Raw genomic sequence first — 24,897 nt, 5'->3', positions numbered from 1 at the left:
AAATACGCCTCACTACCGTGAGGCTCGTGACCGGCGTGGGGCATTCATTCCCGATCGATCACTACAAGCAATGAAGTCAGAGAGGACTCAGTGATGCGCAATCACACACGTCGGCGGAGGGTAAGTGGGGCGATCGTTCCCCTCGCCGTCGCGTCGGCCATCGTGGTCGCGGGCGGCGGCACCGCCTTCGCGGCCAGCACCGACCCCACCCCCAACCCGCTGGAGCTCGCGAACGCCCAGCTCTCGAAGCAGGCCGCCGCCGACGGCATGGTCCTGCTGGCCAACCGGAACCACTCGCTGCCGCTGCAGAAGAAGACCAACGTCGCGATCTTCGGCGTCGGCGCCTACGCGACCGTGAAGGGCGGCACGGGTTCCGGCAACGTCAACCAGCGCTACGCCATCAACGTCCGCACCGGGCTCGAGAACGCGGGCTTCACGATCACGACGAGCCCGGCCTACTGGGACGCGATGAAGTCCGCCTACGACACGAAGTATCCGGCCACCTCCGGCGGAAGCGGCTTCGGGTCGACCGTCGACTATTCCTCCGTTGAGCAGGTGCTGACGGCCGACTCGGTCAAGCCGACGGCGGACACGGACACGGCGATCTACGTCGTCGCCCGCAACTCCGGTGAGGGCAGGGACCGCAGTTCCGGCAAGGGCGACTACCAGCTGACCGACACCGAGTACAACGACGTCGCCCTCCTCGGCCAGACATACAAGAACGTCGTCGTCGTGCTCAACACCGGCGGGATCGTCGACACGTCGTTCTTCGACACGATCAACACGTCCGAGGCGGACCCGAACGGCGGCCCGGCGCTCGACTCGCTCTTCCTCATGAGCCAGGCCGGCGAGGAGGGCGGCAACGCCCTCGCCGAGGTTCTCGACGGCGACGTGACCCCGTCCGGCCACCTGACGGACTCGTGGGCATCGAAGTACTCCTACTATCCGGCGTCGGCGACGTTCGGGGCGAACGACGGCAACACGGTCACGGAGCAGTACTCGGAGGGCGTGTACGTCGGCTACCGGTACTTCGACTCGTTCTACAAGACGATCGACGCGGCGGACCCGGCCTCCGTCGTCAACTACCCGTTCGGCTACGGCCTGTCGTATACGGACTTCGACGTCAAGGCGCAGTCCGTGCAGGCGGATATGTCGCAGGTGACGGTGAAGGCGCGGGTCACGAACACGGGCAGCACGTACAGCGGCAAGGACGTCGTGCAGGTCTACTTCTCGGCACCCGCGGGCGGCGAGGACAAGCCGTACCAGGAGCTCGCCGGTTGGGCGAAGACCGACGCGCTGGCTCCCGGCCAGTCGCAGGAGGTCACGGTCTCGTTCGCGACGAGCGACATGGCGTCGTACTACGACTCGAGCGCATCGTGGATCCTCGACCCGGGCAAGTACCGCATCCGGGTGGGCGACTCGTCGCGCAACACGCACATCGCGGCCAACGTGGTCGTGCCGTCGAGCGTCACGACCGAGCAGGACTCCAACCAGCTCAACGACCAGAGCCCGACCTCGCTGCTGCACGGCGACCCGGCGAACTTCTACTCGTACCCGGGTGAGGCCAAGGAGGCCCAGACGGCCATCACGGTCCCGCTGAAGACGAGTGGGTTCCAGACCGTGAACGCGGCGTCGCCGTTCTCGCAGAACGTGGGCGTGGACTCCACGTCTCCGTACTACGCGATCGACGGCAGCCTGATCTCCTCGATCGACGCCTACGTGAACCCGTCCCAGACGAACTGGGAAGGCACGGGCGCACCCTACGTCGCCAAGACCGGTGAGACGGTGAAGCCCGTCACGACGAACCCGAACGCGACTCTGTTCGACGTCGCGAAGGGCACCACGTCGATGGAGCAGTTCGTCGCCGGGCTCAACGTGACCCAGCTGGCGAACATCGTCGAGGGCGCGAGCGTCTTCGGCACGACCGCTCACGCGATCGGCGCCGCCGGATACACGACCTCTCTCTACGAGAAGCTCGGCATCCCCGGCATGACGCTGTCCGACGGTCCCGCGGGCCTGCGCCTGACCCAGCAGATCACGACCGTCACGCCGCCGCAGTACCAGTACACGACGGCCTGGCCGATCGGCACGCTGCTCTCGCAGACATGGAACGCCGATCTCATCCAGCAGGTCGGCCAGGCGACGGGCAAGGAGATGGCCGAGTTCGGTGTGTCGCTGTGGCTCGCTCCGGGCATGAACATCCACCGCGACCCGCTCAACGGCCGCAACTTCGAGTACTACTCGGAGGACCCGCTGCTGTCCGGCCTGACCGCGGCATCCGTCACCAAGGGCGTCCAGTCCATCCCGGGTGAGGGAGTCACGATCAAGCACTTCGCCGGCAACGAGCAGGAGGCCAGCCGCACGTCGGCCAACGATGTGATGGACGAGCGCGGCGCACGTGAGATCGAGCTGAAGGGCTTCGAGTACGCGGTCAAGTCGGCGCAGCCGATGGCCGTGATGAGCTCCTACAACAAGATCGGCGGCTCCTGGTCGGCGCAGAACTACGACCTGCTGACCGACCTCCTGCGCGGAGAGTGGGGCTACAAGGGTCTGGTCATGTCGGACTGGGGCGGCAGCCACGATCCGGTGTCCACCCTGTACTCGGGCAACGACCTGATCGAGCCCGGCGGCAGCCCGCAGACGGTGATCAACTCGATCGTCAAGGTTCCGCCGACCATCGACGTGAACGGCCTTCCCGTCTACAACAAGACGGTGTCGCCCACGCGGACGTCGTACGCGTGGCAGTTCAACGGCATCACGCCGTCGGCCGCGGGCACGTCGACCTTCAGCACGACGGTGGATGCGTCGACCGACCTGTCGAAGGTTCCCGCGTCGGGCACCACGACCGTGGACGCGATCAACAACCAGACGTTCGCGGCGAACCCGGCCTTCACCTCGGTGAACGACGCGTACACGCAGACGGTGGCGATGCTCGCGAGCACGGCGCTGACCGCGGCGCAGAAGGCCGGCATCTCGATCACGAACGTGCAGTACGCGGCCGACGGCACCACCGTCATCGCCTACACCGTCGTGATCAAGGGCAACTACGCCGCCGCGCAGAACATGCGTCTGGGCGACCTGCAGCGCTCCGCGATGCGCGTGCTGAACACGGCGATGCAGTCGCCCCAGTTCGCGCAGCTGGCCTCCGAGCAGGGAGTGAGCGGCATCACCGTGAACCCCTACACGGACCAATTCACGAGCCTCGCGCAGTTCGTCGGCGCGGTGAAGGGCAAGGTGCTCGGCAACGGCGCCAACTGATCGCCGCCCGGCACGCCCTTCCCGCGCACGCGGCGCCGCCGACCCGACCGGGTCGGCGGCGCCGCCGCGTCGTGCTGCGCTCGGATGCCCTGGCCCGGGGAGGCCCTGCCGGTACCGGTTTCGCCGGGATCGGCCGCACGATGGCTCGCGCGGGGGAGGATGACGACATGGATGCATGGACTCCGGAAGAGCTCGACCAGCTGGACCGCGCGAACACGATCCGCGTCGCCGGGCGCAGGGTCGACGGCTCCTCGCGCACGCTCGTCATCGTGTGGCAGGTCGTCGTGGGCGGTGTGCTCTACGTCCGATCCGTGAAGGGACCGGAGGGAGAGTGGTACAAGGGCGTCGTCCGCCACCACGAGGGCTTCGTCAGCTGGAACGGCGGCGCCGCCCGGCCCGTGGTGTTCACCGCCGACGACGAGCACGACGACGCGATCGACGCCGCCTACCTCGCGAAGTACGGCAACGGATCCGCGACGCGAGCCATCAACAGCGACACGGCGAAGACGACGACTCTCCGCGTCGACCCGGCCTGATCGGCGGGTCCGGATGCCGCGAGTCCGGAGGGCCAGGCGAACCCGGCGCAAGGCTACGGCCGCTTGCGTTCGCCGTCGAGCAGTGCCACCGTGGCAAGAGGCACTCGCTGCTTCGTGAGAAGTCCGTGAGAGATGGCGACCCGGCGCCACCTGGATTTGTGGCCGAGCGCGGCGCGGGTTAGCGTCGGCCGGGATCGGCGAACGCCGATGGATTGGACACGACACAGGTGGATGCAGACGCGCTCAAGCGCAGCTGGGCTCAGGTTGCGGCACACGGGGATGCGGTCCCCGGCTATTTCTACGCCCACCTGTTCCTGGCGCACCCCGAGGTCCGGGACATGTTCCCCGTGACGATGGCGGCGCAGCGCGACCGGCTCGTCACGGCGCTCGGACGCATGGTGAGCAACGTCGACAGCATCGGCGACGTGGTCGACTACATCCAGGATCTCGGCCGCGACCACCGCAAGTTCGGGACGATCGCCGGCCACTATCCGGCCGTGGGCGCCTCGCTCCTCGTGACGCTCAAGCACTTCCTCGGCGACGACTGGACGCCGGAGCTCGCCTCCGACTGGGCCGAGGCCTACGGGCTCATCGCGACGACCATGATCACCGCTGCAGAGGAGGCAGAGGGCCAGCCGGCGACCTGGAGCGGCCAGGTGGTCGCGACCGAGCGGCGCGGGATGGATGTCGGCACCCTCACCGTCCAGCCCGACGACCACTACCCGTTCCTGCCCGGACAGTCGATCTCGGTCGAGGTGCCCCAGCGGCCCCGGCAGTGGCGCTACCTGTCGCCGACGCACGTGCCTCGCGCGGACGGCACGATCACGTTCCACGTCCAGCTCGTGCCCGGCGGCCAGGTCAGCGGCGCCATCCTCCGCGACGTCAAGGCGGGCGACCGTGTGCGGTTCGGCCCGCCCATCGGCGAGCTGCTGACCCTCGCGCACGACCAGGAGTGGCCAGACCTGCTCCTCGTCGCCGGCGGCACCGGCCTCGCACCCCTCCTGGCGATCGTCGACCAGGTGGCCGAGCGGCACCGGACGACGGGACGCGGGCCTCGTGTTGCGCTGTACCAGGGGGCGCGGCATCCGTGGGGCTTCTACGCCAAGCCGGAGCTCGCGCGGTACACCGGCGCGCCCTGGCTCACGACTCGCTACGCGGTCTCCGACGACCCGTCGTATCCGGGACAGCGGGGGCTCATCGGCGACGTCGCCGCCGCGGACGGCCCGTGGGACGGGTACGTCGCCATGCTGTGCGGGTCGCCCCGCATGGTCGACCACGCTGCCGCGGCGCTCACCGCGGCCGGCATGGACGGCGAGCGCATCCGCAGCGAGAAGTACGAAGACCCATTCACGCAACAGAGCATCCACGCGGGCAGCCAGGCAGGCCCCCACGAAGTCATCCAGCCGGGCGTCGGGCTGGGCATCCAATAGAGGCGGTAGGACATGTCAGGGACTCAATCCGTTTCCATCTCCCCGGAACAGCTGCGCAATGTGGCGTTCTCCACCGAGCACGAGGGCTACGACCGCAACGAGGTGCGCGCGCTGCTCTCCGCCGCTGCAGACGCCCTCGAGCTCGCGTGGCGTGAGAAGAACGATCTGACCGCGGGTCTGACCGCGGACGACACCGAGATCTCGAGCCGCGCCGTCCTCCTCCTGAGCAGCGCTCAGCGCATCGCCGACGACGCGGTCGCCGAGGCCGAGGCCTACTCGAAGGACCTCATCGAGACCGCGCGCAAGCAGTACCGCGAGATCGTCGAGCGCGCGCAGCAGGTCGCGCACAACATCGAGAAGGAGGCCGGCGCCGCACGCGACGCATCCGCTGCCTCCGCGGAGGCGCCGCAGACCCGACCCGTCGCACCGGCCACGCCGGCGCCGGCGCCGCAGGGCGGGGGATGGTCGCCGGATCAGTCGCCCGCTGCCGCCTTCGCCACCGACGATCTCGCGGCCGCCGGGCCGGCGAGCCCCGAGGATGTCGTACGCGCCCGCCAGTTCACCCGGATGGCGGCCGCGCAGGCCCACTCGCTGCTCGAATCGATCGAGCGCGAGCTCGGGCGGCTCGGCGTGAACCCGCACGAGTGACGCTCGCGTCTGACGCGACGACCCGACTCGTGGCACGCTTGTGTCGCACTCTCCCCCTGAATGATCGGAGTAACGATTGACTGACGCGACGACGCTCTACCAGCAGCTCGGCGAAGGAGCCGGCATCGCCACGGTTGTGGACCGCCTGTACGAGCTCATCATCGGCGACGAGACGCTCGCGCCGTACTTCGCCACGACGCGACTCGTCGAGCAGAAGCGCCACATGGCACTGTTCCTCGCAGCGGCCACCGGCGGCCCGAACGGCTACAAGGGTCTCGACCTGGATGCTGCGCACTCCGGCCGTGGGATCACCGACGAGGACTTCGACAAGGTCATCGGGTACGCCGCCCAGGCATTGTCGGAGGCCGGTGTCGCGCCCGAGACGATCGAGCAGGTCGCGGGCGCTCTCATGCCGCTGCGCGCCCAGGTCGTCACAGCCGCGGCGAACGCCTGACCGACACGACCAGCGAGACGGGCGTCTCAGCCTCCGAAGGCTGAGACGCCCGTCCGCGTTCCAAGGAACAGCATGCCCCCCGCGGAGGAGGGCGTCGCGAAGGTCGGCACCGCATCGGTGCCGACGCGCTGCGTCTGCGCGCCCGACGCAGCCGAGAAGGCCGTGAGCCCCCCGGCGGGATACGACGTCGCCCACACCGTCGTGCCGACCACGATGGGAGCGCTGTTGGCTCCCTCCAAACGGCGACCCAGTCTGTGCCGGGCGACATCGACGATCTGGATGCCGCCGCCCCGGCACGGGACGAACAGCCTCTGCGTGGCGGGGTCGTACGCGGGCCCGCCATCCGGATCGCTCCCGCACACGTCGCGGATGACGGCCACGCGCGAGAGGTCGGACGTGCGCAGGAGGTAGCCCGCATCCGTCTTCCCGACCGCGAAGACGAGATCGCCGGGCAGGAGCACCGGGTTGCCCGTAGCGAGGTCCTCGTCGCCGCCGGCGTCGGGATCCTTGAAGGCGGCGAGCACCTTCAGGTCGGGGGACAGCTTCAGGACGCTCTCCGTGTGCTCGAACTCGTCCCGTGCCGCGGGGAACGGGTTCGCGTTGCCGGTCGTCACGTAGACGTGGCCGTCCGGGCCGATCGCCGGAGCGCCGCCGGACAACCAGATCGCGCCGCCCTCGCCGTCGCGGGCGACCTCGAAGCTCACCAGATCGCCGGGCGACGTCTCCGACGCGCCGACGAGCCACCCGTGGTAGCGACCGCAGTCGCCGATGTTGCCGCCGTAGCCGATGTAGACGCGGCCGTTGCCGATCGCGAGCCCCGCCCGCTGCAGGAGGTTCACCGCCTTCTCGCCGGCGGGGAGGGGCGGGTCGACGTCCTCACTGAGCAGCTGCCTGGCGGTCTTGGCATCCAGCCCGACCAGGCGATGGTGCACAGCGCCGGCGGCGCCGAGGACCTCCCCGACCGCGAAGACCTCGCCGCGGGCGGAGTCCACGGCGAGCGACGAGGTGATGCCGAGCGGGTCGATGTTGCCGCATCCCGTGCGCCCGACGATGTCGGTCACCGGCGCTCCCAGCCCGTGCGACCACAGCCTGCGCCCCGTCCGCCGGTCGAGCGCGACCACCTCGTCGGACTCCGTGCCGACGATGACCGTGTCGCCTGTCACGACTGGCTGGCCGTAGACCGCGGAGCCGAGGTCGACGCTCCACAGCTCGCGCGCCGGATCGGCGACGGCGCCGGGGACGTACCCCGTGCGCGCGGCGTCCCCGTGATAGCCCGCCCACAGCGCCGGGACGGCAGACCCACCCGGCGTGCTCGCAGGGGCCGAGTCCGGGATGGCGGCGGGCGCCGTGGGCGGTGGCGTCGACCCGCCGGTGGAGGTGCACGCGACGAGTGCGAGCGCCGCCGCGCACAGCGCCGCCGCGCGCATCCGTCGTCCTCGCATGCATCCAGTGTCCGCTCTCCGTGCATCGCACGGCCGGCACCCCGGCGACACGCAGGGTTCACCGGAATGTTCACGCGGGTTAACCGTCGGAGCATCCGTGGGTCAGTACCGTCTCCCTCGCATCCCCGTCCGCGCCCCCAGGAGGAACGTCCATGCGCTCCCGCTCCCGCACCCGCACACTCACCCTGATCGCTGCCGGCGTCGTCGCTGCGACGTTCCTCGGCGGTGCCGCTGCCGTCGCCGCACCGCTGATCGACAACGGCTGGCCCTACGACCACGCGGTCAAGGCGGACAACGCCAAGACCTACACGCTCGCCGCCGTCGGCGACATCGCCTGCGAGCCGAATGACGCGGACAACGCGAACAATCCCGCCGCCCTCAAATGCGGCAGCCCGAGCCTCGGCGGCTACGACGCCGAGTTCGCGACCGCGAAGCAGGCGCTCGCCATGAAGCCCGACGCGATCGCGCTCCTCGGCGACGAGCAGTACCAGGTCGGCAAGCTGAGCGACTTCGAGGCGTCGTTCGAGCAGGCGTGGGGCGGGCTGAAGTTCCTGGCGCGCCCCGCTCCCGGCAACCACGAGTACTACTCGTACACCAAGAAGGGCGACAGCGAGACCGGCCAGAACGGCAACGGCTACTTCGCCTACTTCAACGGCCACGACCAGAGCGGAACGCCCAACGCCACCGGCCAGGCGGGCGACGACACGGCCGACACGCAGGGCTGGTACTCCTTCGACCTCGGCAACTGGCACATCATCTCGCTGAACGCCGAGTGCAACTCCGCCGCGTTCGGCAACGACTGCTCCACGACCGGCAACGGCCTGCTCGCGCAGGAGACGCGGTGGCTCGCCGACGACCTCGAGAACAACCACCAGCAGTGCACCGTCGCGTACTGGCACCAGCCGGCCTTCAGCGCGACGACGGCGTCGACGGCGACGGTCCCGGCATCCGCACCGGGTGCGGGCGGTCAGGAGGGCGGTGTCACCGACGCATGGTGGAAGCTGCTGTACGCCGACCGCGCGACCCTCGTCCTCAACGGCCACGAGCACGCCTACGCGCGCTTCCAGCCGATGGACCCCACGGGTGCTGTGGACACCAAGAAGGGCATCCCGGAGATCATCGTCGGCACGGGCGGCGAGGGCCTCGACAGCCTCGCGAAGAACGCCGACGGCACCTTCGCGAACCCGAACGTCGTCACCGGCTACGACCAGGGCTACGGCGTGCTGAAGCTCACCCTCACGCAGCACGGCTACGAGTTCTCTTATGCGCCCGCGCTGAAGGGCGCGGGACAGCCCGCCTCCGCCCTCGACTACACCGACTCCGGCTCGGGCGACTGCCGGGGCTGATCGATCGGCAGAAGACGGCGGCTCGGCTCCTTGCGGGAGCCGAGCCGCCGTTGTCGATCAGGGAAGCGGGCGCGCTCTCATCAGGGGTGCGGAGGCGGCGAGCATCCAGCGGGGCGCCCGGAACATCGGGCGGTCGCGCCCGAGGGCGTCGATGCCGGCCATCTCTGCATCCGTCAGCGCGAAGTCGAAGACGTCGAGGTTCGCTGTGATGTGGCCCGGGTTCGTCGACTTGGGGATCGCGACGATGCCCCGCTGCACGTGCCAGCGCAGGATGACCTGCACCGGCGACCTGCCGTGCGCCGCGGCGGCGCTCGCGATCGCCGGCTCGGCGAGCAGCTTGGCCGACCCGTGGCCCAGGGGGTACCAGGCCTCGGGCTGGATGCCGTGCGCCGCGAGGTAGGGGAGGAGCTCCGGCTGCTGCCAGTGCGGATGAAGCTCGACCTGGTCGACGACGGGCGTGATGCGGGCGTTCGGCAGCAGCCGTTCGAGGTCCTGCACCCGGAAGTTGCTGACGCCGATGGCGCGGACCGTCCCCTCCTCGACCTCCTTCTCGAGCGCCTTCCAGGCACCGAGGATGTCGCCGACGGACTGGTGGAGCAGCATCAGGTCGATGGGGCCGCAGTCGAGCCTCTCGAGCGAGCCGGCGACGGCGGCGCGCGCCTTGTCGTAGCCGTAGTCGGACGGCCAGATCTTCGTCGTCAGGAGGATGTCGTCGCGTGGCACTCCCGACGCCCGGATCCCGCGCCCGACAGCGCGCTCGTTGCGGTAGAGGACGGCCGTGTCGATGAGCCGGTAGCCGTCGTTCAGTGCGGTCTCGACGCTCGCCTCGCACACCTCCACATCGGTGACGAGGTAGACGCCGAGGCCGATCTGAGGCATCCGCATCCCGTTCGAGAGCGCAACGCTCGTGACCATGGCTGCTCCGTTCGGGTGAGGTGTGCCGTGGGGTGAGGGCATTCGGGAGGACGCCATCCATCCACAGGATAGGCCCGCCGGTGACACGGAGCGTCTGGTCTGCGACAATCCGGCTGACGGCAGGATTCCAGGAGGAGGCACGGCGGAATGAGACTCGTTCAGGTGGCGCAGCGCGCCGAGGACCTCGACCGTGCTGCGTCGTTCTACGGGCGGCTGCTCGGCGCTGAGCCGACGGCGCGTTTCGATCCGCCCGGGCTGCTGTTCTTCGACCTGGAGGGCGTACGGCTGCTCCTCGATCGCGGGGCGCCGTCATCCCTCATCTATCTTCATGTCGAGAACGTCCAGGCGGCGCTGGAGCGCCTTCCCGGCGACGTCGAGGTCGTGACGCACCCGCACGTGATCTTCCACCACGAGGACGACACGCTCGGGCCCGCCGGTCACGACGAGTGGCAGGCGTTCATCCGCGACTCCGAGTCGAACACCGTCGGACTCGTCGCCTTCCAGATGCCCTGAACGAGCCCGCTCGGGCGTATCAGCCGATGCGCGGCCGGCCTCTTCGCTGTGGCGACCCGTGACCTGCGAGCCGCCGAGGCAGCCCGGGGTCGTCTCACGCGGCACCGGCGGGTCGAAGGAGGACAGGATGGCGCTCAGCAGTTCGATCATCGCGATCATCGCGCGGAGATATCCGCAGATCTGGGAGATCGTCGGCGGCGGAATCGGCGGCGGTCTGCGCCAGCGTTCCGCCGTGGAGAAGGCGGAGGTCCACATGCCTCCCGCCATGGCGTATGGCGCCGCCGTCGGCGCCGAGCTCGTGCGCGCCGCCGGCTACGCACAGGTGCTGAATGTCGCGTTCGAGCCGGGCGACGACATCTGCCCGCCGCGCCGGTGGCCGCCGTTCCCGTGGCCGCCCGCACCGCACCGCGGCGACGATGAGGGCGACATCGACTACGCCCTCGGTCTCGCTTTCGCCCTCGAGGCGTCCTCGGCGGGGTGGGCGAGTCTGAAGGGGGCGGGTGCGCTCGAGAGTCTGCACGAGTCGGCCGTCCGGGTGGCGTCCGCGGGCGCCCAGCAGGGCTGACCGCACGGTCACGACAGAGGGATGCCTCGGCACACCGTGCCGAGGCATCCCTCTGTCGGCGTTCCGCCGGCGGATCAGCCGCCGGTGGCGCGACGGACGAACCCGCCGCCGCCGAAGCCGCCGCCCCCGAGACCGGCCCCGATGCGGCCGGTCGTGTTGTTCGACGGGAGCGGCAGCGACGGGTCGGCGATCAGCACCTGCTGGCCTGCCTTCAGGCCGCTCGTGATCTGCGCCCAGCCGCCGCCGACCGCGCCGACCGCCACGCGGGTGACGGTGCTCCCGGAGCCGCTGATCACGGTGACCGTTCCGCTGCCGGAGGTCACCCCGGACAGGGCCGACGCGGGCACGCGCACGGCGTCGCCGACGGTGCGGATGCCGATCACCACGACCGCGCCCGAGCCCGGAGCCATGGACGCCGTCGGCGTGGCCACGACGACCCGGGCCGGGTAGGTGGGCGTCGTGCTCGAGCTTGACGACGGCACGAGGTCGACGCTGTCCACGGTGCCGGCGGCGGATGCCGATGCCCCGGCGGGGCTGACGGTCGCCGTGAGGCCCGCCTTGACGAGCGGCATGTCGGCGAGCGGCACCTCCACCGTGACGGTGGCCGGACCCGGGCCGACGATGACGATGCCGGCGCCCGACGTCGCGGTCTGCCCGGGGGAGTAGTCGATGCGGGCGACCGTGCCGGCGATCGGCGCGGTGAGGGTGGCTCCCGCCGCGTTGGTCTGGGCCTGCGTCACGGCCGCCTGGTCCTGGAGGATCGCGACCTGGTCCGCCGCGACGCGGGACGCCGTCGCGGCGCTGGAGCCGCTCGCGCTGCCGCTGGAGCCGCCACCGGTGCTGCCGCTGCGGGTTGCCAGGGTGGCGGCGGAGGTCGCCGCCTGGGTGGCGGATGCGAGCGCCTTCTGCACGACCGCCCCCGCCTGCTGCAGCGCGCGATCGGCGGCTTCCATCGCCGTCTGGCACGCCGCGATCTGCGCCGCGGTCACGGCGCCGGAGCCGCCGGTCGACCCCGAGGAGGGCGACGGGCTCGGCGTCGGAGCGGGCGTCGCCGTCGGGGTGTCCGTGGGGGATGCCGTCGGCGCGGGTGTCGCATCCCCTGCTGCTCCGCCGCCGCCGGCATCCCCGGTTCCCCCGGCCCCCGCCGTTCCCGATGCGGCGGTACCGGAGCCTGCGGAGGCGGCCTTCGCCCCCGAGCCCGCCTTCAGCACGGGCGCGCACGCGGTCTGCTCCGCGTGGAGCGTGCTCGTGAGCTCGGCGAGCGCCTGTGTCGTGCCTGTGCCGGATCTCGACGCCGACGCGCCGGTGGACTTCGACGAGCCGGACGACCCGGTCGAGCCCGTCGACGCCGTGGTGGTCTGGTCGCGGGCGAGGGTCTCCTCGTCCTGCGCGAGCGTCGCCTGCGCCGAGAGGACCGCGGCGTTCAGGGGACCGGCATCCATCGTCGCGAGCGGGGTTCCCGCCGGGACGGTCTGGCCCACCGACACCGAGACGGCCGTCACGGTCCCGGTGGTCGGGAACGACGCGGTGACCTCGCTGGGGCGGGCGATCGTGCCGCTGAGGGTCAGCGTCTGCTCGACGGTGCCGGTGTCGGCGACGGCCGTGCGCTGCCCGCTCCCGCCGCCGCCCCCCAGGGCGCTCGCGGTGATGCCCGCGCCGGCCGCGACGATCACGGCGGCGATGGCACCGCCGATCAGCCACGGCCGCTTCGAGTGTCCGAGGTCAGGCATTCCTTCCCCCTGTGCCCGTGCCGGGCGTGGCGCCGTCGCCGGGGCCCCCCTGGCCTGCGCCTCGCCCCCCGAAGCCGGTCGTGCAGGTGCCGTCGACCGCGGGGCTCACCGCGATCGTCCTCGCGGTGAGTGCGCCGGTGTCATCGGTCTTGCCCTGGGCGAGCACGCACACGCCCACGACGACGTCGGAGGCCGACCCGGCCTGCAGCTTCGTGAAGATCGTGGACGACCCCCACGTCACGGTCACGTTCTGCGTCGAGCCGCCCCGCTTCTCGGCGACGACGAGCGAGCCGTCGGACACCGACGTGATCGTGCCGACGGCCCCGAAGCCGCCGAAGCCGCGCGGAGTGCGCCCGGAGCCGTTGCCGTTGGCGTTGCCCGTGCCCGGTGCCGCTGTCGGCGCGCCGCTCGGGCGCTGGCCGGTGCGGCTGCCGCCGAAGCCTGCGGCGCAGGTGCCGTCCACCGGCGCGGACATCTCGATGGTCGCCGCCGCGATCGTCGTCGGCGCACCGCCGGAATCCGGGCTGCCCGAACTCCCCGATCCGCCGTTCGCGCCCGTGCCCGACCGGAGCGCGGGACGCGCGACGACGCAGTCGCCGGTCGTCAGATCGGTGGATGCCGCACGCACCTGGTTCGTGAAGACCGTCGACGGCGTCCAGCTCACGGCCGTCTGGCGGGTGGCGCTCTGCACCTGCGCTGTGCTCCCGGAGACGGCGGCGACCAGGCCGGCGGCGCCGGGGAACGCGCCGCCCTGGAAGCGGCCCTGTCCGCCCTGACCGCCGCCGAACCCGTTGCCGCGCGGGCCCTGAGCGGCCGACGCGGCGGGGGAGGGCGATCCGGCGGCGGCGCAGCCGGCGAGTCCGAGGCCTGCAGCCACGACCAGTGCCACGAGGGCGAGTCGGCGGGTGTTCATGTCATCACTCCTGGGAGGTCATCGCAGCGCAGTCACTCGCTGCGCAGCGCGTCGATGGGGGCGAGCCTGGCGGCCCGCCGCGCGGGGTAGACGCCGGCGACGACGCCGATGCCGAGCGACACGACGAGCGCGCCGAGCGCCGCGGGGATCGAGATCGCGACCGGGAAGCCGATCACGGGTGTGAGGATGAGCGCGAAGACGACGCCGACGAGCACGCCCATCACGCCGCCCACCAGCCCGAGCATGCTGGCCTCGACGAGGAACTGCCGCTGGATCGCCCGGGGCGTCGCGCCGAGCGCCTTGCGCAGGCCGATCTCGCGCACGCGCTCGGTGACCGACACCAGCATGATGTTCATGACGCCGATGCCGCCGACGAGCAGGGAGATCGCGGCGATGCCGGCGAGGAGGACCGTCAGGATGGACGTCGTCGCCGTCGCGGTCTGCACGAGCGACGCCTGGCTGTTGACGGTGAAGTCCGCCGTCGCCGCCGACTGCCCGTGGCTGGTCATCAGGGCGTTCGACGCCTCTTGGTAGGCCGCCGACAGCGTGTCCTGGCTGGCCGCTTGCAGATAGATCGACGAGACGGACGCGCCGCCGGACGATGAGAACGCGGCGGCCCACGTGGTGGCGGGGACGACGAGCTGGTCGTCCTGGTCGCCGCCGATCGTGGAGCCGGCCGTGTTCAGCATCCCGATGATCGTGAAGGGCACGCCAGCGACCGTGACCGTCTGACCGACGGGGTTGCGGACGCCGAACAGCTCGCTCGCGGTCGTCGACCCGATGACTGCGACGCGGGCCGCGGAGTCGAGCTCCTGCGTGCTGAAGAAGCGCCCTTGGCTCGTGGTCCTGGCCCGCACCTGCTCCCACGCCGGGGTCGTGCCCACGACCGATGTCGTCCAGTTCTGCGCCCCGGCGTCGACTTCCTGCTGGCCCGTCGAGACCGGCGCGACAGCCGCGATGTCGGGTGCGACCTTCGCGTCGGCGAGGAGCGACGCGTCGGCGGAGGTCAGCGACGACGCCGAGCCGAAGCCTCCGCGCACGCCCGTCGTGCTGGTCGTGCTGCCCGGCGTCACGACGAGCAGATTGGAGCCGAGCGAGTTGATCTGCTCCGTCACCTTCTGCTGCGCGCCCTGTCCGAGGCCGACGGTCAGCATGACCGCTGCGATGCCGATCAGGATGCCGAGCACGGTCAGCGCGGAGCGCAGCCGACGGCTGCGGATGGCGTCGAGCGCCGTGCGGACGGTCTCGCCGAAGTTCATGCGGCCACCTCCGCCGCAGTGAGCTCGCCGTCGCGGATGAGCATCGTGCGTGCGGCGCGCGCCGCGACGTCGTGCTCGTGCGTGATGACGACGATCGTCCGGCCCTGCCGGTGCAGGTCGTCGAACAGGCTGAGGATGTCGTCCGTGGAGGCGGAGTCGAGGTTTCCGGTCGGCTCGTCGGCCAGGAGCAGGCTCGGTTCGGTCACGAGCGCGCGCGCGACGGAGACGCGCTGCTGCTGGCCGCCGGACAGCTCGCCGGGGCGGTGGTCGAGGCGGTTGCCGAGCCCGACGCTCTCGAGCGCCGCGGCCGCGCGGGCACGCCGGTCTTCGCGGCCGACGCCGGCGTAGACGAGCGGCAGTTCGACGTTGCGCAGCGCGGTCATCGACGCCAGCAGGTTGAACTGCTGGAACACGAACCCGATCCGGCGGTTGCGGATCTGCGCCAGTCGCGCCTCGCCGAGCGCTCCGACGTTCTCGCCGGACAACAGGTAGACCCCGGAGGTCGGCACGTCGAGGCAGCCCAGGATGTGCATCAGGGTCGACTTCCCCGAGCCCGACGGACCCATGACCGCGATGTAGTCCCCGACGTCGACGCGGAGGTCGATGCCGCGCAGCGCGTCGACCGCCAACTGTCCCGCGAGGTAGGTCTTGCGCACGCCGCTGAGCTCGATGATGGGGTGATCGGTGTCGGTCTGACCGGCATCCGTCCGGTCGCCGTCGGCCGGCTCGGCCCCGGGCTGTTCGGGGATGCGGAGACTGCTGAACGGGTCGCTGCTCATCCTTTGCCTCCGGTGCGGGCGCCGCCGCCGCCCTGGCCGCCCCCGCCGAATCCCCCTCCGCCGAATCCTCCTCCGCCTCCGAACCCGCCGCCGCCGAAGCCGCGGCCGGTCGTGCCGGTGGTGCCCGTCGTTCCGGTGCCGATGAAGCTCGGCAGCACGATGACGTCGCCCGAGTGCAGGCCCGAGGTGATCTGCGTCTCGGCGCCGTAGACGGCGCCGACGGTCACCGGGACGCTGGAGTCCTTGCCGTTCCTGCGGACCGTGACCGTCGTCCTGCCGTTCGCGGAGCTCAGCGCGAGAGTCGGCACGGCGAGCACGTTGTCGAGCTGCTTCACGACGATGGAGACGGATGCCGTCGTGCCCGAGTACAGCCCGCTCTGCGCCCCCGTCACGGCGATTGTCACGGGGAAGGTCGCCGCTCCGGTGCCCGACGAGGTCGCGACGATGCCGATCGTCTGCACGGTGCCGAAGAGCGTCTGCCGGGCGCCGGTGGGCGTGATCTGCGCCTGCAGCCCGGGCTTCAGAGACGGGAGGTCGCTGCTGCCGACCGAGGCGTCGACGACCCACGCCGTCGGCGAGATGACGGTGATCTGCGCGCTGTTCGAGCCCGTCGAGCCGGCGGATCCCGTGGAGCCCGCGCCGCCCGTCGAGCCGGTGCCGCCGCGCGCGGAGCCGCCCGCCGACCCGGTGGAACCCGTCGATCCGGTCGAGCTCGATCCGCTCGAGCCGCTCTCGGTCGTGCCCGGCGTCAGGTTGACGGATGCGACGATCCCCGCGATGGGCGAGGTCATGGTCGCCCCTGTCAGCGCCGACTGCGCGAGGGTGAGCTTCGCCTGCGCGGACGCGAGCTGCGCGTCGGCGGCGGCGACGGCGGTCGAGCCCGAGGCCGCGGAGACCTGCGCCTGCGCCTGCGCGAGCGTGGCCTGCGCCAGATCGACGTCCGCCTGCAGGGTGGCCGGGTCGATGGTGGCGAGCGTCTGCCCCGCGGCGACCGTGTCGCCGACCTTGACGTCGACGGTCTGCACCGTGCCGCTCGACGCGAAGGAGAGATTCGCCTGATTCGCCGGCTCCAGGGTCCCCGTCGCGCTCACCGTCTGCTCGACCGTGCCCGTGGTCACGGTGTACGTGCGGGCCGCCCCCGCCGCAGCGGACGGGCGCAGGATCGCGAACGCGGTGACACCGCCGGCCACGAGGAGCACGACCACGACCGCGCTCGCGATCGTGATCGGCCGGCGCCACCAGGGGCGTCTGCCGGGAGACGGCTGCGGCGGAGAGTCGGGACTCGTCATCGGGGACCTTTCGGGCAAAGAAGTTCCACTGAGGAAACTAAGCGGCCTTCCGGTCAGCACCTTCAGCGCTTGCCAAGGATTCCCTATGACTCGCACAGGGTTCAGCCGTATGCGCGCAGCGCCCGGTCGGCCGGCCCCGGGTAGCCTTGGTGGGTGAGCGCTTACGTCTCGGCGTTCGAGCTGTTCTCCATCGGTGTAGGACCCTCGAGCTCCCATACAGTCGGCCCGATGCGCGCGGCCGTCGACTTCGCCGCCCGGCTGCGATCCGGGGGTGTGATCGACCGCGTCTGCCGCGTGACGTGCGACCTGTTCGGCTCGCTCGGCGCGACCGGACTCGGCCACGGCACCCCCGACGCGGTCGTGGCGGGTCTTCTGGGGCTGCGGCCCGAGACCGTCGATCCGGAGGCGGTGCGGTCCGTGTGGACCGAGTGGCCCGACGGTCGCGAGCTGATGCTCGACGGCACCCACGCCGTGCCGTTCTCGAAGGCCGACGTCGTCTTCGCTCCGCGGACGCGACTGCCCGGTCATCCGAACGCCATGACACTGAAGGCGTACGACGGCGACGGTGCGACGGTCGCCGAGGAGACGTACTACTCCATCGGCGGCGGGTTCATCCGCCGCGACGGCGAGCCGCCCCAGCTCGACGCCCACGTCTATCCGTTCGACTACGGCAGCTCCGAGGAGCTGCTCGAGCTGTGCGATCTGAACGGCTGGACCATCGCCGAGGTCGCGCGTCGCAACGAGGAGTCGCAGCGCTCCGAGGCGGAGGTCGCCGCAGGGCTCGATGCGATCTGGGATGCGATGTCGGCATGCGTCGACGCCGGGCTCCACGCCGACGGGGTGCTGCCCGGCATGCTCAAGGTCAAGCGCCGGGCCGGATCCATCCGGGAGCAGCTGGACTCGATCGAGGCGCATCGGCATCGCGAGCTGCCGGGGGAGTGGCTGGGCGCCTTCGCGCTCGCGGTCAACGAGGAGAACGCGTCGGGCGGACGCGTCGTCACGGCACCCACCAACGGCGCGGCGGGCATCGTCCCCGCGGTCGCGATGTACTGGTGGCGCTTCCTCGCCGACGCGGGGCTCGGTGCCGAGAACGCCGTCACTCCGTACGGAGAGCTCGTCGGCTCGGCCCTCCTCGGCTTCGGCGCGCACGCCTCCCTCGCGGCGGACGGTGCGATCGAGGACCCGGCGCAGCTCGCCGAGGCCAACCGCCGCCGCGGCATCCGTCGCTATCTGCTCACGGCCACCGCGCTGGGCTCGCTGTTCAAGGCCAACGCATCCATCTCGGGTGCCGAGGGCGGCTGTCAGGCCGAGGTCGGCTCGGCGTGCGCCATGGCGGCCGGTGGCCTCACCGCCGTCATGGGCGGCACGAACCGTCAGATCGAGAACGCCGCCGAGATCGCCATGGAGCACCACCTCGGCCTCACGTGCGATCCGGTCGGCGGCCTCGTGCAGATCCCCTGCATCGAGCGCAACGCCATCGCCGCCTCGACCGCCGTCACCGCGGCCCGACTGGCGCTGCGCGGCGACGGATCGCACTACGTGTCGCTCGACACCGTGGTCGAGACGATGCGGCAGACCGGCATCGACATGTCGCACAAGTACAAGGAGACGAGCGAGGGCGGTCTGGCCGTGAACGTCATCGAGTGCTAAGCCGTATCAGGGGGCGCTGATCCTGCTCCTCGTCGTGAGAGGAGCGCACCATGGAACCCCAGGATGAGAGCGCGCCGGTCGCCGGAGCCGCCAGCCCCACCCTCGATTCAGCGTCAGCCCCGCCCCCCGCGCCAGCGGAGCCGGCCTCGCCTGTCGGCACGGGCGTGACCGACGAACGCGTCGCCGAGTACGAGAGCACCGCGGACGAGCCGGACAAGCCCGGTGCGTTCCAGCGCTGGTACGACCACGTCACCGATGACTGGTCGCGCGAGAAGCCGTGGTATGAGCTGCCGAAGGCGCTGGGCCTCGCGCAGCTGATCGGCATCCGCGACACGCTTCGCCAGCAGAACCTCTACGACACGAGCCGCCTGCCCGCGGTGAATCCGACGACCGCCCCGCCGTTCGAAGAGCGTTTCCTCACCGAGCGCACGCCGGACGGCAGCTGGAACGACCTCGAACACCCCGAGATGGGCATGGCGAACACGCGCTTCGGCCGCAACGTGCCGCTCGAGAACACCATGCGCGACGACGAGCGGATGCTGATCCCCAACCCGCGCGTGGTCAGCCTCAAGCTCATGACGCGTGACAAGCTCGACGCCGCGACCGCCGGGAACGCGATCATCGCGTCGTGGCTGCAGTTCATGATCCACGACTGGTTCCGGCACGGCACGAGCCCGACGGACCGTCCGTGGGTCATGCCGCCGGTCGAGGGCGACACGTGGCCGACCCCGCCCGTGCAGGTGATGCGCGTGCCCGACGACCCGACCTCACCGCCCGACGCCACGGGTCCGCGCACCTTCATCAACACCAACACGCACTGGTGGGACGGCTCCTCGATCTACGGCAACGACCGCGCCGCGCAGATGTTCCTGCGCGAGGGGAGCGGAGGCCGCCTGCGGCTGGTGAACGGCCTGCCGCCGGTGCCCGACGACCCGGACAAGGACCCCACCCGCACGCCCGGCTTCTGGCTCGGACTCGGCATGATGCAGGCGCTGTTCACGCATGAGCACAACGCCGTCGCCGATCACCTGGCCGCGGCGCATCCGGAATTCGACGACGAGACGCTGTTCCAGAAGGCGCGACTCGTCACGTGTGCGGTGATCGCGAAGATCCACACGGTCGAGTGGACGCCGGCGGTGACGGCGCACCCCACCGCCGCCGAGGCCCTGCACGTCAACTGGTACGGCCTGGCCGGCGAGAAGCTGCACGACTTCGTCGCGACGTTCTCCAAGAACGAGGCGCTGCGCGGCATCCCCGGCACTCGCACGGAGGACTACGGCGTGCCGTACGCGCTGACCGAGGAGTTCGTCGCGGTGTACCGGATGCACCCGCTCGTGCCGGACGACTACGACTTCCGCGCGGCGAAGGACGACGCGCCGACGCTCGGCGCGAAGCAGTTCACAGAGCTCACCGGGCCGCACGCCGTGCCGATCCTGCAGAACGTCTCGCTGGGCGACCTGCTCTACACGTTCGGGACGATGAACCCCGGGCTCGTGACGCTGCACAACTTCCCCCGCGGGCTGCAGCAGTACACGCGCCCGGACGGCAAGATCATGGACATGGCGGCGCTCGACATCACGCGCTGCCGCGAGCTCGGCGTTCCGCGCTACTGCGAGTTCCGACGGCTGCTGCACCTCACCGTGCCGAAGACCTTCGACGAGGTCACGAGCAACAAGGAGTGGGCGGCGGAGCTGGCCGAGGTCTACGACGGCAAGCTCGAGGACCTCGACCTCATCCCGGGCGTCATGGCCGAGGACCTGCCCGAGGGCTTCGCCTTCAGCGACACGGCCTTCCGCATCTTCGTGCTGATGGCCTCGCGGCGCCTGAACAGCGATCGGTTCTTCACGGAGGCCTTCACCGACGACGTGTACACGCCGGAGGGGATGCAGTGGGTCCGGGATGCCTCGATGGGGACGGTCCTCACGCGCCACTGCCCCGAGCTCGCGCCCTACGTGGACGGTCTGCCGAACGCGTTCGGCATCTGGAAGCGCGCGAGTTCGCCCTCATAGCGGTCGCGGGTCGCGGAGCGCACGGCTAGCCTGAACGCATGTCCGAACACGCGGCGCCGGCGAGGCGCCGGGGCCGGCCCCGGGGGAGATCGGACGCCCGGCAGCGCATCGTCACCGCCGCGACGGCGGAGTTCTCCGAGCTCGGGTACGACGGTGCCACGATGCGCGGCATCGCCGGCCGGGCGGGCGTGGATGCGGCGCTCCTCCACCACTACTTCGGCACGAAGGCGGACCTCTTCGGCGAGATCGTCGGAGCTCCGATGCGTCCTGACCTCAAGATCCCCGAGATCCTCGCCGGTCCGCGCGAGCAGGTCGGCGAGGCCATCGTGCGGTACGTCCTGGACGTCTGGGAGCAGCCCGAGGCGCGGCGCCGCGGCATCCTCGTGATGCGCACGGCCATCGGCAACAAGCTCGCCACCCCGCTGCTGGCCGGCTTCCTCTCCCGCGAGCTGCTGGGCAGGATCGCGGCCGACATCGGGACGCCGGATGCCGAGCTGCGCTCCGGCCTCATCGCGACGCAGGTCGCCGGGCTCCTCCTTGCACGGTACGTCCTGCGGCTCGCGCCGCTGGCCGATGCATCCGTCGACGAGCTCGTCGCGTGGGTCGCGCCGAGCGTGCAGCGATATCTGGATGCGCCGTCCCCTTGAACCAATTCATCGCACGGTGAATTATTGAGCCGGAGGCTGCCATGCGCGCGATCATGCTCAAGGAGTTCCAGGAACTGCGCCGTGACCGGCGCACGCTCGCGCTGCTGATCGTGATGCCGCTGCTGCTGCTGATCATCTTCGGCTACGCGGCGAACTTCACCGTCGACAACCTGAGCGTGGCCGTCTACGGATCGGGCGCGCAGGACGTCACGAAGCTCATCGACGACAACGCGCAGCTCAAGGACCACCTCACGGTCGTCGTGACCGACCCGAGCGGCACGAAGGACGATGCGACGACGGAGCTGCGCGACGACAAGGCGGATGTGGCGATCTACGCCGTGTCGGGGCCCGGTGCGTCCGCACCCCTGACCGCCGACGTCTACATCGACGGCTCGAACCTCTTCGCCGCTCAGGCCGCGAAGACGATCTTCGCCGAGGTGCAGCAGCAGCTGGCCGTGCAGGCGGCGCAGGCGCAGGCATCCGCCCCGCCGGGCACCGTCGTGCCGGTCCCGAAGATCACGGTGAGTGTCCTCTTCAACCCCGATCTGAAGACCTCGTGGGTCATGATCCCCGCGATCATCGGCCTGATCCTGACGTTCATCGGCACGATCATCACGTCGATCGGCCTCGTGCGTGAACGCGAGGCGGGGACGTTCGAGCAGCTGGCGGTCATGCCGTTGCGGGCGGGCTCGGTCGTCCTCGGCAAGATCACGCCCTACTTCCTGCTCGCGTGCTTCGACATGGCGCTCATCACGACGCTCGGCCTGCTGCTGTTCGGTGTGCCGTTCAACGGCAGCCCCTGGATCTTCGCGGTCGGCGCCGGACTCTTCCTGTTCGTCGTGCTCGGGCTCGGGGTGCTGATCTCGTCCGTCTCGCAGACGACGGGTCAGGCGATCCAGCTCGCCTTCCTGATCCTGCTTCCGCAGATCCTGTTGTCCGGCATGATCTTCCCGCTGTCGGCGATGGCGGCCGGCGTCCGGTGGATCGGCTACCTTCTGCCGCTGACGTGGTTCACGATGGTCTCGCAGGGCGTCATGATCCGCGGCGCGGGATGGGACTCGCTGTGGTTCCCGGTGGTGATCCTCGCGGTCATGGCGATCGTGATCTTCGGACTCGCCGTCGTGCGGTTGAGCCGTAGCATCTCTCCGGTGCACGCCAAGAAGGTCGCCGACACGGCCCCCGAGCAGTCCGCCGAGAAGGTGACGGCGTGATCGTCGGCGTCGAGCGCGTCGCCGTCCGCTTCGGTGAGGTGCAGGCCCTGTCGGATGTCACGCTCGCGGCGCATCCCGGTGAGGTGACCGCGGTCGTCGGCGGAGACGGCGCGGGTAAGACGACGCTCCTGCGGGTGCTTGCGAACCGCGTGCGCGCGGACGCCGGCGAGGTGCGCACGCTGAACCGCGCTCGTCTGGGCTATCAGCACGCGACCTCGGGTGTCTGGCCGATGATGACCGTGGACGAGAACGTCGCATTCGTGGGCCGGTCGTACGGGATGTCGGAGCCTGCGATGCGGTCCCGGTCGTCGCTTCTGCTCGAACGCGCGGGGCTCGGGGATGCGCGCCGCAAGCTGGGCAACCAGCTCTCCGGAGGGACGCGCCAGAAGCTCGGGTTCGTGCTCGCGATCCTGCACGAGCCCGACCTCGTGCTGCTCGACGAGCCGAGCACGGGCGTCGACCCGGTGAGCCGGCTCGAGCTCTGGCGGCTCATCTCCGCCACCGCTCGCGAGGGGACCACCGTCGTCATGTCGACCACGTACCTCGACGAGGCGCAGCGGGCGGTATCCGTCCTGGCCCTCCAGGGCGGGCGCATGCTGGCATCCGGCACGCCCGGCGACATCGTCGCGGCGGTGCCGGGGTCGGTCGGAGTGCTCGCCCCGTCCGCACCGCCGGCCGCAGCGATGGCGGGGCGGGCCTGGCGGCGGGGGACGGAGCGGCACGTCTGGATACCGCCGGGGGTGGATGCCGACGGCGCGGCGGTCCTCGATCCGCCTGACTTCGAGGACGCTCTCATCGCGCTGTCGCTCGCGGCCGGAGACGTGCAGACCGCGCCCACCGAGCCGGCCCCGGGGACCAGAGCCGCATGGCGGGCGACGCATTCCGAGAACTCGCGGGGCGGGCGGCACGAGGTCGCATCCGCCGGCGAGTCGCGCCGAGGCGGCGGGGCGACGGCAACCGCGCGCGACGTCGTCAAGCGGTACGGGCACCTGACGGCTGTCGACGATGTGAGCCTCGATGTGCACCCGGGCGAGATCGTGGGGCTCATCGGCGCCAACGGCGCCGGCAAGACGACGCTGCTGCGCATCATGCTCGGCCTCGAGCGCGGCGACGAGGGCGAGGTCTCGCTGTTCGGACAGACGCCGAACAGCGGGTCGCGCGGGCGGCTCGGCTACATGCCGCAGGGGCTCGGCCTCTACACGACGCTCAGCGTGAAGGAGAACGCCGCCTTCCTCTCGCGGGTGTACGGGGTGCCCGAGCCGCAGCTCCCGCCCGCGCTGCGCGAGGTGCGCTCGAGCGTCGTCTCCGACATCGGGCTCGGCCGGCAGCGGCAGCTGGCGTTCGCGCTCGCGCTCAGCCACGGCCCGGAGCTGCTGGTGCTCGACGAGCCCACCTCGGGCGTCGACCCCATCGGCCGCGCCCGCTTGTGGGACGCGATCCACGCGCAGGCCGACGCCGGCCGCGCGGTCATCGTCACGACCCACTATCTGCAGGAGGCCGAGCAGTGCAGCCGGCTCGTGCTGCTCGCGAACGGACGGGTCGCGGCGCGGGGCTCGGTGTCCGATCTCGTCGGTGCCGCCACGGCGGTGCTCGTCCGCAGCGCCGACTGGCAGGCGGCCTTCGCCGTGCTGGACCGGTCCGAGCTGCCCATCATGCTGAGCGGGCGCGACATCCGCGTCGCGGGGAGCGAGGATGCCGCCTCCCTGCGCCGGCGGGTGGACGAGGCGCTCCGGGGCATCCCGGCCGAGGTGCAGCCGGTGCCGGCGACGCTCGAGGAGACGGTCGTGCTGCTCGACAGCGACTCGCGCGCCCCGGCCGTTCTCTGAACGCCGGCGCGCGTCAGCGCTCGTCGCGGGGGACGCGCAGCTTCGCCGTCAGGCGCTGGAGCTCGGCGAGCTCGGCGTCGTCGAGCCGCGACATCCGGGCGGCGATCGTGACCCCGTGCCGCGCCGCGAGGGCGGTGAAGCGGTCGGCCGCCTCCTCCGTCGCCGTCACGAGGGCGCCACGGCCGTCCTCGGGATCGGGGCACTTCGTGAGAAGGCCCCGCGCGACCATCCGCTCGACCAGCCGCGACACGCTCGGCTGGCTGATCAGCATGTTGGCGGTGACCGTGCGAAGGCGCGCCGTCGTGCCGGGGGAGCGCATGACCGTCAGGAGCACGTCGTACTCGCCCTGCGACAGCTCGGTGCCCTCGAAGTCCGCCGAGATCTCCTCGAACACCTCGTGCTGCGCGCGGAAGAGGCTCTCCCACGCGTCGACGGCGAGGCGACGGTCGGTCATGGACTCACTGTAGCGGCGCCCTC

Annotated in this window: 21 protein-coding genes; 13 read left to right on the top strand and 8 right to left on the bottom strand. The window is 71.0% G+C overall.

Annotated features, from left to right (window positions below):
- Positions 1-93 precede the first annotated feature (93 nt).
- From SM116_RS16165 to SM116_RS16145, 5 genes are all read left to right on the top strand, one after another.
- Positions 94-3,258, top strand: coding sequence for a beta-glucosidase (locus SM116_RS16165; protein ID WP_320941993.1), 3,165 nt, complete (start codon positions 94-96; stop codon positions 3,256-3,258).
- 167 nt (positions 3,259-3,425) lie between these two features.
- Positions 3,426-3,794, top strand: coding sequence for a DUF2255 family protein (locus SM116_RS16160; RefSeq protein ID WP_320941992.1), 369 nt, complete (start codon positions 3,426-3,428; stop codon positions 3,792-3,794).
- A gap of 212 nt (positions 3,795-4,006) precedes the next feature.
- Positions 4,007-5,224 (top strand): globin domain-containing protein, encoded by a 1,218-nt coding sequence (locus SM116_RS16155; protein ID WP_320941991.1) that lies wholly within the window; start codon positions 4,007-4,009, stop codon positions 5,222-5,224.
- Positions 5,225-5,236: 12 nt separating this feature from the next.
- On the top strand, positions 5,237-5,872 hold the full coding sequence (locus SM116_RS16150; RefSeq protein WP_320941990.1) for a DivIVA domain-containing protein: 636 nt from the start codon (positions 5,237-5,239) through the stop codon (positions 5,870-5,872).
- Positions 5,873-5,948: 76 nt separating this feature from the next.
- Complete coding sequence (locus tag SM116_RS16145) at positions 5,949-6,326, top strand: group I truncated hemoglobin (RefSeq protein WP_320941989.1); 378 nt, start codon at positions 5,949-5,951, stop codon at positions 6,324-6,326.
- Positions 6,327-6,352: 26 nt separating this feature from the next.
- Here the strand turns inward: SM116_RS16145 and SM116_RS16140 are convergent, their stop codons facing one another.
- Positions 6,353-7,768: an outer membrane protein assembly factor BamB family protein gene (locus SM116_RS16140; RefSeq protein ID WP_320941988.1), complete on the bottom strand. Its 1,416-nt coding sequence runs from the start codon at positions 7,766-7,768 to the stop codon at positions 6,353-6,355.
- Between the two features lie 152 nt (positions 7,769-7,920).
- Between SM116_RS16140 and SM116_RS16135 the strand changes: the two genes are divergently transcribed.
- Positions 7,921-9,114: a metallophosphoesterase family protein gene (locus SM116_RS16135; protein ID WP_320941987.1), complete on the top strand. Its 1,194-nt coding sequence runs from the start codon at positions 7,921-7,923 to the stop codon at positions 9,112-9,114.
- 57 nt (positions 9,115-9,171) lie between these two features.
- Here the strand turns inward: SM116_RS16135 and SM116_RS16130 are convergent, their stop codons facing one another.
- Positions 9,172-10,029, bottom strand: a complete 858-nt coding sequence (locus SM116_RS16130) for an aldo/keto reductase (RefSeq protein ID WP_320941986.1) — start codon at positions 10,027-10,029, stop codon at positions 9,172-9,174.
- A 147-nt stretch (positions 10,030-10,176) separates the two neighbouring features.
- On the opposite strand from SM116_RS16130, the gene SM116_RS16125 reads away from it, so the two are divergent.
- The gene (locus tag SM116_RS16125) at positions 10,177-10,542 is read left to right on the top strand and encodes a VOC family protein (protein WP_320941985.1); all 366 of its coding nucleotides are present in this window, start codon (positions 10,177-10,179) and stop codon (positions 10,540-10,542) included.
- A gap of 127 nt (positions 10,543-10,669) precedes the next feature.
- Positions 10,670-11,107 carry a hypothetical protein gene (locus tag SM116_RS16120; RefSeq protein ID WP_320941984.1) on the top strand — a complete coding sequence of 146 codons (438 nt, stop codon included), beginning with the start codon at positions 10,670-10,672 and terminating at the stop codon, positions 11,105-11,107.
- A gap of 74 nt (positions 11,108-11,181) precedes the next feature.
- Here SM116_RS16120 and SM116_RS16115 read toward each other — a convergent pair whose 3' ends face one another.
- The 5 genes from SM116_RS16115 to SM116_RS16095 are packed head-to-tail and all read right to left on the bottom strand — an operon-like array spanning position 11,182 to position 17,077.
- The gene (locus SM116_RS16115; RefSeq protein WP_320941983.1) at positions 11,182-12,837 is read right to left on the bottom strand and encodes an HlyD family efflux transporter periplasmic adaptor subunit; all 1,656 of its coding nucleotides are present in this window, start codon (positions 12,835-12,837) and stop codon (positions 11,182-11,184) included.
- Positions 12,830-13,750 carry a DUF5666 domain-containing protein gene (locus tag SM116_RS16110; protein WP_320941982.1) on the bottom strand — a complete coding sequence of 307 codons (921 nt, stop codon included), beginning with the start codon at positions 13,748-13,750 and terminating at the stop codon, positions 12,830-12,832. The genes SM116_RS16115 and SM116_RS16110 overlap by 8 nt, the downstream gene beginning before the upstream one ends.
- A gap of 32 nt (positions 13,751-13,782) precedes the next feature.
- On the bottom strand, positions 13,783-15,009 hold the full coding sequence (locus tag SM116_RS16105; protein WP_320941981.1) for an ABC transporter permease: 1,227 nt from the start codon (positions 15,007-15,009) through the stop codon (positions 13,783-13,785).
- On the bottom strand, positions 15,006-15,788 hold the full coding sequence (locus SM116_RS16100) for an ABC transporter ATP-binding protein (RefSeq protein WP_320941980.1): 783 nt from the start codon (positions 15,786-15,788) through the stop codon (positions 15,006-15,008). The genes SM116_RS16105 and SM116_RS16100 overlap by 4 nt, the downstream gene beginning before the upstream one ends.
- Positions 15,785-17,077, bottom strand: a complete 1,293-nt coding sequence (locus SM116_RS16095; protein ID WP_320941979.1) for an efflux RND transporter periplasmic adaptor subunit — start codon at positions 17,075-17,077, stop codon at positions 15,785-15,787. The genes SM116_RS16100 and SM116_RS16095 overlap by 4 nt, the downstream gene beginning before the upstream one ends.
- Before the next feature lie 153 nt (positions 17,078-17,230).
- Between SM116_RS16095 and SM116_RS16090 the strand changes: the two genes are divergently transcribed.
- The 5 genes from SM116_RS16090 (at position 17,231) to SM116_RS16070 (ending at position 24,420) form a co-directional block, all read left to right on the top strand.
- On the top strand, positions 17,231-18,727 hold the full coding sequence (locus SM116_RS16090) for an L-serine ammonia-lyase, iron-sulfur-dependent, subunit alpha (protein ID WP_320941978.1): 1,497 nt from the start codon (positions 17,231-17,233) through the stop codon (positions 18,725-18,727).
- Between the two features lie 164 nt (positions 18,728-18,891).
- Positions 18,892-20,736 (top strand): peroxidase family protein, encoded by a 1,845-nt coding sequence (locus SM116_RS16085; protein ID WP_320941977.1) that lies wholly within the window; start codon positions 18,892-18,894, stop codon positions 20,734-20,736.
- A 38-nt stretch (positions 20,737-20,774) separates the two neighbouring features.
- Positions 20,775-21,383 carry a TetR/AcrR family transcriptional regulator gene (locus SM116_RS16080; protein ID WP_320941976.1) on the top strand — a complete coding sequence of 203 codons (609 nt, stop codon included), beginning with the start codon at positions 20,775-20,777 and terminating at the stop codon, positions 21,381-21,383.
- Positions 21,384-21,424: 41 nt separating this feature from the next.
- Complete coding sequence (locus SM116_RS16075) at positions 21,425-22,594, top strand: ABC transporter permease (protein WP_320941975.1); 1,170 nt, start codon at positions 21,425-21,427, stop codon at positions 22,592-22,594.
- On the top strand, positions 22,591-24,420 hold the full coding sequence (locus tag SM116_RS16070) for an ATP-binding cassette domain-containing protein (protein WP_320941974.1): 1,830 nt from the start codon (positions 22,591-22,593) through the stop codon (positions 24,418-24,420). The genes SM116_RS16075 and SM116_RS16070 overlap by 4 nt, the downstream gene beginning before the upstream one ends.
- 13 nt (positions 24,421-24,433) lie before the next feature.
- Here the strand turns inward: SM116_RS16070 and SM116_RS16065 are convergent, their stop codons facing one another.
- On the bottom strand, positions 24,434-24,874 hold the full coding sequence (locus SM116_RS16065; RefSeq protein ID WP_320941973.1) for a MarR family winged helix-turn-helix transcriptional regulator: 441 nt from the start codon (positions 24,872-24,874) through the stop codon (positions 24,434-24,436).
- Positions 24,875-24,897: the final 23 nt, after the last annotated feature.

The organism is Microbacterium rhizosphaerae, assembly GCF_034120055.1.
GTDB classification, from domain to species: domain Bacteria; phylum Actinomycetota; class Actinomycetes; order Actinomycetales; family Microbacteriaceae; genus Microbacterium; species Microbacterium rhizosphaerae.
This window is presented reverse-complemented; position numbering and strand designations above follow the sequence as displayed.